We start from the raw sequence: 10,854 nt of genomic DNA, 5'->3' as shown, positions 1-10,854 counted from the left end.
AAAGTTGGTTCAAATTTATTAATTGTTTTCACGAATTGACTTCGCAAATGTTTTTGCTCTTGATACAAGATCAAGAGACCCTACACATTTGATTTGTCGAAACTTTGTTCAGTTTTCAAAGGTCTAATTCGTTACGTTAATTCCTTAACGCAACTTGATTATCATAACATCTTAAGTTTTTCATGTCAACATCTTTTTTCAAGAAGCAACAATCTCAATTGTCATGGCTGTCGTTTCGACAACAGAAACTATCTTACCAATTACGAAACATCTTGTCAATAACTTTTAAAAGTTATTTTGGATTGTCCTAAATTAAGTGTTCAAGTTTGCTGGTTATCGCAGCAGCAGCATTTACTAATTTACCAGTCTTCTCCCCCACTTGCAACCCTTAATTACTTATAATCTCAAAAAAGTCCGCTAAACTGCTCTTTCCCACCTACGCGTTACACCAAGAATGTTGTCCCGTACCATCTGAATTACGCTAACTCCAATGAACCCATTAACCCAAGTTCACACGTAATAGTTTCAAATTTAGGCATAATTAATTTCGTTTTCTTCTATATATAGTACTTAATTACCGTCACTTGATGCCAAGACTAAAGCCCCCAAGGAAACGATGACAGTTCATCATTCCCCTGAGGGCTCTAGTTTTAAAATGGAAGACTTAATTTAACGGCACGATTATTTTTCAGTTCCTTGGCCATCCCATTCGCGTTCCAAAATAGTTTTCAGTTCGCTAATGAGTGGTTCGCGTGGGTTAGCAGTCGTGCATTGATCTTCATAAGCTAATTCTGCTAAATGGTCAACGGATTCGTCGAAGTGCTTCTTTTCAACGCGGTTAGCCTTGAGTGACAACGTAACATCCATTGAATGTGCCAAGTCGATGAAGGCTTTAACCAAGCTTTCCTTGAGTTCTTCGTCAGTCTTGCCTGGGAAGCCAAGGGCCCGGGAAATATCCGCGTAGTCCTTCAAGGCAGTGTTGTGGTTGTACTTAGGCCACATTGCCAGCTTAGTTGGGATTTCAGCATTGTAACGAACAACTTGTGGGTAAGTGATCGCAATGGCCAACCCATGAGGTAAGTTGAATTCCCCACCAAGTTTGTGCGCGATCGAGTGGTTAATACCCAAGAAGGCGTTCGCGAAGGCCATCCCAGCCAACGTCGATGCGTTGTGCATCTTCTCGCGGGCGTGCTTGTCGCCATCGTAAGAAGCTTTCAAGTACTTGAAGGCTAACTTCAAAGCTTGAATTGACCAGCCACGGGTGTAGTCCGAAGCCATCGTTGAAACGTAAGATTCTGTGGCGTGGGTAATGACATCCAACCCAGTCCAAGCAGTCGTCCGTGCCGGAACCGTTTCAACAAATTGTGGGTCAATAATTGCAACGTCTGGTTGCATTGCGTAGTCAGTGATTGGGTACTTAACATGGGTTTGTGAGTCGGTAATAACCGCATATGGCGTTACTTCAGACCCAGTCCCAGAAGTCGTTGGAATCCCAATGTAAGTTACCTTGTTAGGTACGGGTACTTTGTAAGCACGTTTCCGGATATCCAAGAACTTTTGCTTTGCACCTAAGAAGGATGTTTCTGGATGTTCATAGAAGAGCCACATCCCTTTGGCGGCATCCATTGCGGACCCACCACCAAGGGCGATAATCGTATCTGGTTCGAAGGTCTTCATCCGAGCAACACCTTTGTAAACCGTGTCTGAAGATGGGTTTGGTTCAACTTCAGAGAAGATATCGATGTCAACGGGTTCCTTCCGCTTGTTCAAGACAGCCGTTACCCGATCAGCATACCCAAATTTGACCATCCCAGGGTCACAAACTAGGAAAACCTTTTTGATGCCAGCCATCGTTTCCAAGTAACGGAGGGAGTTCCGCTCAAAATAGACCTTGGGAGGCATCTTTACCCATTGCATATTATTCCGACGCTTCGCAACCGTTTTGATATTGATTAAATCGGTATCCGTAACGTTATGAGAAATCGAGTTGCCACCGTATGAACCTGTCCCTAACGTCAATGATGGTTTCATGTTGTTGTAGATGTTACCAATCCCACCAACGGCAGAAGGTGTGTTAACTAAGATCCGGCAAGCAGGCATTTCAAGGCCGAATTGTTTGATTAATTCGTCATCCTTAGTGTGAATCCCAGCAGTATGGCCTAAACCACCATAATGAAGTAATTCGTTTGCACGCTTGAAAGCTGCTTCGTGTGACGTTGCTTTGTAGATTGTCAGTACTGGTGATAATTTTTCACCTGATAGTGGGTGTTTGATCCCAACACCATCAATTTCAGCTAAAAGTACCCGTGCATTCTTGTCGACATCTTTTAAGCCGGCCATTTGGGCAATTTCGTAAGCAGACTTCCCTGCGACTGGGCCCCGCACCGTGTGACGGTTAGGATCAATAACGGCATCGCTCAACGCTTGTACGTCTTTGCTCTTAACTAGGTAGCAACCTAAACGTTTGAATTCTGCAATCACGTCAGCGTAGATTTCTTTATCAATAATGGCACTGTTTTCAGAAGCACAAACCATCCCATTATCGAAAGTCTTTGAAAGAACGATGTCGTTGACAGCTTGTTTGATGTCAGCAGTCTTTTCAATGTAAGTCGGGCCATTACCAGGACCAACACCTAAGGCTGGTTTGCCTGATGAGTATGCGGCCGTAACCATGCTTGGGCCACCAGTAGCTAAAATCGTGGCAACGTCAGGATGGTGCATCAAATCGTTCGTTGCTTCAATGCTTGGGTGTTCGATAAACAGAACGGCATCGGCAGGACCACCAGCAGCGGCGATCGCGGTTTGAATAACCCGAACCGTTTCCGCACAGCATTTTTGTGCTTGTGGATGGAACCCGAAGACGATCGTGTTACGTCCCTTTAATGAAATCAAAGTTTTGAAAACGACCGTTGAAGTTGGGTTGGTTACTGGGGTAACCCCGGCAACGATCCCGACTGGTTCGGCAATCGTCATCAATTGCTTTTCATCGTCATCTTCTAAGATCCCAACGGTCTTATCATGACGGATGCTGTTCCAAATGTATTCGCTTGCATAAATGTTTTTAATGGCTTTGTCTTCAACCACACCACGCTTGGTTTCTTCAACGGCCATCTTGGCTAATTTCATATGATTGTCCAAAGCAGCCACGGCTACTTTTTCACATAATTCATCAATTTGTTCCTGGGAGTACGATTTCAATTCAGCTAAGGCCTTTTTTGAACGAGCAATGAGGTCATTAACTTCATTCGTGTTTTTGTCGGTTTTGGTTGTTTCTGTGGCTTTCATCATAAATCTGTTCCTCCATTTCAATTCCTTGTGAATTATTTTACAATCTTTATTATAGGCGACCTTGTTAAAAAATCAACAAGAAATTTAGAATTTATCGCTATTAGTCACTAATTTAGTTCTATGTTCCCCTGTTTAAAGGCATTCTAGATTTTTAAAATAACTAAATAACAAGCTCAACTATGCACAATAGATTCTAAACAAAACACTTAATCAGCTTGATACCCCTAGTACTTTTGGCACAAGGTCATGTAAAATCAGTGCTTACTCCCTTTTAATTATTATTCAGAGATCACCCCAATGACAAAAAAAGGCTGTTCAGAAATCCGCAAATTTCTGAACAGCCTTTTTTTATTATCGTAACTCAATATCGTCGTTTACCGCACCACAATAACGGAGATTGGGGCTTTGCGGGCTAACCGCGGCCCAATGGCACCTGAAATTTTGGAATGGGCAAACTGGGTATCCGCCCCCGTCACTAACAGATCGGGTTTGAATTCTGGAATCACCCGTTCCAAAATAACGTCGTCCACATCGCCACCCTCATAAACTAAGGGTTCAACGTGGGTCACGCCTTCCGCCTCAGCCATTTTGACGTATTCCGCAACGACTTCTTCAACGTGGTGACGCTTTGCCTGAATTTTAGATGGCGTCAGTGAATCAAAAATATTGATATCTTCGCTTTCCATTACTGAGCAAATCCCCATCGGCACCGCATAATCACGCGCCAACGTGGTGGCATAACGAAACGCCCGCTCAGATGACGTGTTGTCATCCTCGTCGACGGTCAATAGTATCCGCCGATAGATTAGTGGGTCACTCATGCTTTTGCTATCCATAAAAGTGGATCCTCCTCATTGCTTTGAATTGGTCTGATCATCGTTATTATAACGCTTTACTTAATGTGAGGCCGCAACTACTGCTCTGCTGGGAGCGCCGCTAAGGTTTGCTTGAGCCACGTCACGTAGTAGTTTTCCCGGCCAATCGCGTGTTGCAAGATTAAATAATGCCCGTAGTGTGCCTCAATCAACGCTTTGTCTGGAAAGACGACCGTCATCCGTTGCCGCAAATGAACTAATTTATCCGTGTGCAACCGGAGCTGCTCTTGAATCATCATTGGTAACCGCGGATCACGGTTCGTATGAATAAAATAGAGCTTCAAAATAAATTCGTCCTTAGTTGCGGTCAAATCGGGGGTCCCGACCGTGATCCACTGGCGCAATAGCTCCGCACCCGTGGCCGTCACATGGTACAGCTTCTTTTCTAGCTTAGCCCCACTCACCGTAATCTCGTGGGTGACGTAGCCCTGTTCCTCCAACCGCTTAAGTTGCGGATAGATTTGACTATGCTGAGCTTGCCAGAACTCACCAATTTCAGTATCAAATGCTTTGGTTAGATCGTAACCCGTCAACGGTTGCTGGTTAAGAAGTCCCAAAATAATGAACTGGAGTTTGTTTTTTTGTGCCATCAAAAGCCCCCCTTTGCACTCAGTATACACTCAAAACCACTCATAAGGGACATGTTTAGAATTACTGAATATAACCATCTAACTGAGTGCGCTGATCCCCGTCCCGCCACCTAAAGTTACTTTTGACTTGACGTTTGCTGGTCAGCGCGTTAGACTAATCACATCGTTAAATACATGTAATTATTTACACGTTTTAAATAACACAATTTAAGAAAGCAGGCTATCTACATGACTAAAACATTTAAAACCCTCGACGACTTCTTAGGCACCCACTTTATTTACACTTACGACAACGGTTGGGAATACGAATGGTACGCTAAAAATGATCACACCGTTGATTACCGAATCCACGGCGGAATGGTTGCCGGTCGTTGGGTCAAGGACCAGGAAGCGAACATTGTCATGCTTACCGAAGGCATTTACAAAGTTGCTTGGACTGAGCCAACCGGGACCGACGTTGCCTTGGACTTCTTACCAAACGAAAACAAAGTTAACGGGACCATCTTCTTCCCTAAATGGGTTCAAGAACATCCAGAAATTACCGTGACTTTCCAAAACGACCACATTGACGTGATGGAAGCCGCACGTGAAAAATACGCGACCTATCCAAAATTAGTTGTCCCTGAATTTGCCACCATCACTTACGCTGGTGACGCGGGCCAAAATAACGAAGACGTTATCGCAGAAGCCCCATACGAAGGGTTACCCGATGATATCCGTAACGGTAAATACTTCGACCAAAACTATCACCGTTTAAACAAGTAAGACCTTACTATAGAAACAATCGGTGTGTTTTAGATAATCAAAATCGCATCTATAATCAAGAAAGCCTTACTAGCAATGATTTTAATCACTGTTAGTAAGGCTTTTATTGATTTCAAGTTATTTAATTCGGCACAGTTAATGTTTCACGTGAAACATTCCATACGCCTTTAATCGGCCGTCACGTCCAACTGAACGTTACCGAGTTCATGGTCAAAATCCGCTTGCCAGTGTCCCGCCGTTAAATGTGGTGGCAAAACGAAAGTCCCTGAGGAGACCCGCTGACCAGCCGTTACCACTTTACCCTGAGCATCCAGTTTTGAAACTAACCATTGCAAGGACTTTAGTGGGTTACCTAGTACCTCATTCGCTGCGCCGTCAACCAGTTTCTCGTCATCGTGCCGCAACGTGCAATGTGGCGTTGCGACGTCTTCTACCGAACTAAACCGTTGATCCGTGTCTAATTCAGTGCCATAAACGACAAATCCCCCGACCGCAGCGTCCGCCACGACCAAATTTTTGGCTAGGTCTGGGAACCAGTCAGCAAACCGTGAATCTGGCAATTCTAAGCCCGGTGCGACCGTTGTTTTGTGCCATAAATCTTCCAGACTATCCGTCGCAAATAGTTTTTCCTTGGCCTTAAAGACTAATTCAACTTCCACTAGTGGTGCCATCATTGCGCCCTGACGTACCGTCGCCGGCGCTGTTAAAAAGTGATTCGCAACTTGGGCCCCGTACAGTGGTGCGTTAGCGTCAAACATCTTCTGCGTGGTTTCACTCGTCAATGAGACTTTGTACCCGCCAACGGGTTGGTTTTTTAAGGTCGTTAGTTCCGCTTGCACTCGGTAAGCCGCGTCTTCATCCGCAAGTTGTGTCGTAAAATCACTTGCATTAAGCGCGTGTTGGGTCTGATACGCATTAAAAAGTTGTTGTGCTAATTGGTTTTCAGTTTCAGTCATTGTGGTAGTTGTCATAAGCTATTTCCTCCGTATGTGTATGTTTCGTTCAATTGCTATTATGTGTTTTCGCTATGTGTCGCATGAAATGCGCTTGTTTCTCAATATGTGTTGTCACTTTATTATGTGTTAACGTTTTGATACTAAAACTATGTGTTGAATCAATCTTACGCAACCATCTCGAGGATGGTTTTCCCTACAACGCGGCTAGTCATCGTTGCCCACACTCGTCGATCACTAGCCACCTGAATGTCCGATTTCATCATCCTCACCACCTTTAAATTCAATCAAAAAAACGTCCTTTAACTAACTCATTAGAGTCAATTAAAGGACGTTTTAAACGGGGTACCACCTTTATTCGTGCCTGCTTCACAACAAACACCTCAACGTACGGCACAAATGCGCGATACGCCGGTATACTAATGGGTACCATCCAGCGCCTTCTCCAGCAAACCTTCGAGACGCAACTCCGAGGCGATCCGTACCAAGTTGTCTTGACTGCCTTTCACCAATCCGCAGCTCGCTGACTAACAATCTTAATACCGTTCCTCATCACAGTTTTTAATCTAAATTTAATTAATGTTTAGAGTCTAATCCTGGATTACCGGGATGTCAACACAAAAATTAAAAAAAGATGAGATTTTTGATTACCCTTATTCTGGATGTGCTTCTAAATCGACAAGCGCGATATATTGATCGACCCTAGTATCTCGTAGCGTGTAATTTGGTGGTAACGCGTTCCGGTCCGCCTTAACGATTTGAAACCCGACCCGATCGTAAAACTTTAGCGCGGGTTCATTAGCCATGACGCACTTTAAGGTCAATGGTTCGGTCGCATATTGACGCATCTCCGCTAACAAACTTTCGCCCACCTTCAAGTGCCGGAAATCAGGCGCTACGAATAGCAGGTGGATAAAGTTAGCTAATCGGTATAACGAACAAAAACCAGCGCGTTGCCCGTTTACCCACGCAACCAGCACGAATTCGCCGCGACTATCGTGTTCAAAATCTTTTAGTTGTGGTGAGACGACCCACGGAAAATCTTGCTGGCGGTCAATCAAGTAAATTTCCGCCAACGCCGCTTGGTCCGCTGCCGTTGCAGCCTTGATTTCAACTTTCGTTGTCATGCGCATCCCCTCCCCCAATTTTAGTTGTTCTTATTATGCCGGTTCTTGTTTTCAATTACAATCCTCACGGGCCCCACTGCCGGCGTCCGTGCTAGATTCGCAAGGTCACAAGCGGTATAATACTACTTAATTCTTTCACAACGAAAGTGGGGTAACCATGAAAACCGCAATTGTTACGGATAGTGCCAGCTATTTATCAGCTGCTGACATCCAAAAGTACAACATTCACGTCGTTCCGATCACGGTCATTTTCGGGAAACAAACTTATTTAGAAAATGTTGAAATCACATCCAAGCAGTTTTACGAACGGATGCGGACGACACCGGAGCTACCGACGACGACGCAGATTACCCTCGGGCAAATGCAAACAATGTATGATCAATTAGCAGCGGAAGGGTACGATGCGGTTATTAGTATTCACCTTTCCTCTGGGATCACGAGTTTCATCACTAACCTTGAGAGCTACTTGCCCAACGTCACTAATATTCACGTTTATCCGTTTGATTCAAAAATCACAGCGGCGGGTGAAGCCTACATGGTCCTGCTGGCTGCAAAATTAATTGCTGCCGGATATACGCCTGAACAGGTTCTTGACCAACTAGTAAACATACGGGACACAACTCAAGTTTACTTCGTCGTTGATAACCTTAGTCACCTCGTTCGGACCGGTCGTTTATCCAATGCATCCGGTCTCGTTGGTAACTTGCTCCGCATTAAACCCGTTTTAACTTTTGAAGACGGCAAAATCGTCGCCATTGAAAAGGAACGGACCATGCGCCGCGCTTACGCTGCCATCAAAGCGAAACTAGCTGCGGCAATCGAAGCTGCGGATTACCCACTCCGAGTGACTATCGAAAATGGGAATAATCCTAAGTTACAGGCCGAATGGACGGCTGACTTAACGGCATCCTTCCCCGACTTAACCATTGACGAAGGCGAGATTGGACCAGTAGTTGGCGTCCACGTTGGTGAGGGCGTTATGGGCCTCATCTGGGCAAAAGACTGGGAAAAATGGCCCCTCGATAAAATTAACTAATCATTTAATATCATCAAAAAAGGGAGCCATCCGCAGCACGTGACTGTGGTGGCTCCCTTTTATACTAACCTTTATTACGCTTTTTTGATTTCTTTTTTTTCTTTTTAGCTTTGCGTTTCGGTGCCGGTTCAGTTTCTTTTTGTAGCAACCGGTGCCCTTTTTTTACTAATTTTGCCCGTTGCACTTCATCCAGCTGTTCCCAGATTGAGACTAACTCGGGATCAACCACGGTGGCTGGTTCGGTTACGGCCGCTACCTGTGGCGCTTGGACGTCACTCGTCCCGAGCAACCACTCCGCATCAACTTGTAAGGCGTCCGCCAAAGTTGCGACCTTATCATGTTTGGCCACGTACTTACTGCTGAGCCACTGGCTGATTGATGAGCGACCAATCCCCGTTTGCTTCGCCAGTTGCGCGGACGTCACGTCTGCCTGCTGCATCGCGGTCTTTAAACGATCAGAAAATACTCCCATTAACGCGGTCCCCCTAACTCAACGGATCCCAGGCCGGCAACCGCCGGGCTGGTTCCGCTAGCAACGCTTGAAATTCAGGCGCTAAGAACTGTTTATGCACGACGACTTCGTAAACGTACGCGTCAAACCAATCCTGCGTCATCACAAAGTAGCCCTTATCACCATTTTCAACACCCCAACTATTTTCAACCTTCCACTTAGTTGGCGTTTCGTCAACCAGATCAACGCCGGTCAAGGTCATCGCGTGACTCACTTCACCTTCACCAGTCAACAAACGTTGTGCTTTTGTCATGTGGCCGTTAATGCCGAATAACTTGGCGGATTCAAATAAATGCGCATCGAGGTACCCGGCTTTACGATCCATTTGCCGCAAAACGTCGTTCCCAAACCAGATCGTTTCACCAGCCTTCAATTGTTGGACGGCAACGTCCGTTAAAACGCCCATGTCAACGTTCAAAAATTCAATCGGTTTGCCACCGATGATGTTATCTTCGTCCGGCAAACTATAAAGCTGATTAAACGGCTTATCGGGCGAGTTAGTGACGACCACGTAATCGTCCAAATCAGTGTCAAAATAGTCCTGATAAAACTGTTGCGGTGTTAAGTCAGCCGTGCGGTGGTACTGATGATCATCATCACGGTATTCTAGGTCAAAATGAGTCGGTGGTTCGCCAAAGGAATAGGCCGCCATCCGGTAAACTTCTTGAAGCATGCTCTTTTCAAGCGACTGTAATTCCGCTTCATTAGCGCCATTCATCACTAACTGCCGTAATTTCAAGCCGTCCTTCCGCATCTTACGTGACAAGACTTCCTGAAATTCAGTCGTGTTATCGGTGTTATAAGTTTCTGGCATCACGCTGGCTGGTACGACCCCGTATTTTTGCACGAGACTCGCTGCCATCGCCCACTGACCACCATCTTCACCCGGGTTAGCAAATAAGAATTGGACTAACCGGTCGTTGATTGGCTGCCGTGCCGTCTGTTCAACGTTGCGGTAAAAAATGTTGGCGCGTTCAATTTTATCCCAGAAAAATAAGTAATTTTCGGACAATTCAAAGTCTTTAACGTGGTACTTCGTTGCAAATTTATGCCGTAACGTATTCAGCAGTGAGAATTCCCAGCACCGACCGCTGTGCTTTTGGTTGCTGACTTTTCCCGTTGGGACTTCTACTGAAAACGTGCGGTCCAAACGACTAGCGGCTTGATTGTCAAAGCTGGCCGCCTTAATCCCATTTTTAGTGATGGTCCGGGTCAAAACCGGTGCGCTCGGATCTTCCGCGTACTTGGCTCGTAATGCGGCTAACGCGGCTTGTGTTAATTTTGTTGCCATGTGCATTTCCCTCCATCAACGATTCATTTAATATACTGTAATGTCACTTAATATTGTCACCATTCTAGGCTTGTTAACGCTTAAATTCAATCAGAAAACCGATTTTGTTTACTTTTCTGAACATCGTAAGCTAAGAGTGGGCCAAAAGGCGGGTAGTTTGCGAGTATTAACGTGAAAGTAGTGATTATTTCTGGGTTTGGAATAGTCGCTACCTTTGGGTCAAGCGGAACAAACTGCCTTTTGGACCACGTTTCGACCGTAACAACAGGAAAAGCCAACCAGAAATTTTTTTGTACTAGTCCCTGTCAAGTTGACAGGTGAAATAATATAATTTTCGAGTTCTGTCTAAGCGGCTTTGCCGCGGTATTCTACCGCGGTGAAGCCGCTTCTTTGTGTTGTCCGGTCAATGTAATTGAAG

The 10,854-nt window shown here is 45.2% G+C and carries 9 protein-coding genes; 2 read left to right on the top strand and 7 right to left on the bottom strand.

Annotation, left to right across the window (positions count from 1 at the left end; all coding sequences use genetic code 11):
- Positions 1-681 precede the first annotated feature (681 nt).
- The 3 genes from adhE to AAA939_RS14780 all read right to left on the bottom strand — a co-directional run bounded on the left by adhE (position 682) and on the right by AAA939_RS14780 (position 4,753).
- The gene (gene adhE, locus AAA939_RS14790; protein WP_338208699.1) at positions 682-3,285 is read right to left on the bottom strand and encodes a bifunctional acetaldehyde-CoA/alcohol dehydrogenase; all 2,604 of its coding nucleotides are present in this window, start codon (positions 3,283-3,285) and stop codon (positions 682-684) included.
- A 377-nt stretch (positions 3,286-3,662) separates the two neighbouring features.
- The gene (locus AAA939_RS14785) at positions 3,663-4,124 is read right to left on the bottom strand and encodes a universal stress protein (protein ID WP_338208685.1); all 462 of its coding nucleotides are present in this window, start codon (positions 4,122-4,124) and stop codon (positions 3,663-3,665) included.
- 77 nt (positions 4,125-4,201) lie between these two features.
- Positions 4,202-4,753, bottom strand: a complete 552-nt coding sequence (locus tag AAA939_RS14780; RefSeq protein WP_338208683.1) for a PadR family transcriptional regulator — start codon at positions 4,751-4,753, stop codon at positions 4,202-4,204.
- A gap of 228 nt (positions 4,754-4,981) precedes the next feature.
- Between AAA939_RS14780 and AAA939_RS14775 the strand changes: the two genes are divergently transcribed.
- On the top strand, positions 4,982-5,518 hold the full coding sequence (locus AAA939_RS14775) for a phenolic acid decarboxylase (protein ID WP_338208681.1): 537 nt from the start codon (positions 4,982-4,984) through the stop codon (positions 5,516-5,518).
- 167 nt (positions 5,519-5,685) lie between these two features.
- Here AAA939_RS14775 and AAA939_RS14770 read toward each other — a convergent pair whose 3' ends face one another.
- Both AAA939_RS14770 and AAA939_RS14765 read right to left on the bottom strand, forming a co-directional pair.
- A complete protein-coding gene (locus tag AAA939_RS14770) occupies positions 5,686-6,489 on the bottom strand; it encodes a 2-keto-4-pentenoate hydratase (RefSeq protein WP_338208679.1) in 804 nt (267 codons plus the stop codon).
- A 635-nt stretch (positions 6,490-7,124) separates the two neighbouring features.
- Positions 7,125-7,598, bottom strand: coding sequence for a GNAT family N-acetyltransferase (locus AAA939_RS14765; RefSeq protein ID WP_338208677.1), 474 nt, complete (start codon positions 7,596-7,598; stop codon positions 7,125-7,127).
- A 157-nt stretch (positions 7,599-7,755) separates the two neighbouring features.
- Between AAA939_RS14765 and AAA939_RS14760 the strand changes: the two genes are divergently transcribed.
- A complete protein-coding gene (locus AAA939_RS14760) occupies positions 7,756-8,634 on the top strand; it encodes a DegV family protein (RefSeq protein WP_338208675.1) in 879 nt (292 codons plus the stop codon).
- Positions 8,635-8,698: 64 nt separating this feature from the next.
- Here AAA939_RS14760 and AAA939_RS14755 read toward each other — a convergent pair whose 3' ends face one another.
- A complete protein-coding gene (locus AAA939_RS14755) occupies positions 8,699-9,106 on the bottom strand; it encodes a helix-turn-helix domain-containing protein (RefSeq protein WP_338208673.1) in 408 nt (135 codons plus the stop codon).
- Positions 9,107-9,119: 13 nt separating this feature from the next.
- Positions 9,120-10,436, bottom strand: coding sequence for a C1 family peptidase (locus tag AAA939_RS14750; protein ID WP_338208671.1), 1,317 nt, complete (start codon positions 10,434-10,436; stop codon positions 9,120-9,122).
- Between the last annotated feature and the right edge of the window lie 418 nt (positions 10,437-10,854).

It is taken from the genome of Lactiplantibacillus paraxiangfangensis, from assembly GCF_036246185.1.
In the GTDB taxonomy this organism is placed as follows: Bacteria; Bacillota; Bacilli; order Lactobacillales; family Lactobacillaceae; genus Lactiplantibacillus; species Lactiplantibacillus paraxiangfangensis.
This window is presented reverse-complemented; position numbering and strand designations above follow the sequence as displayed.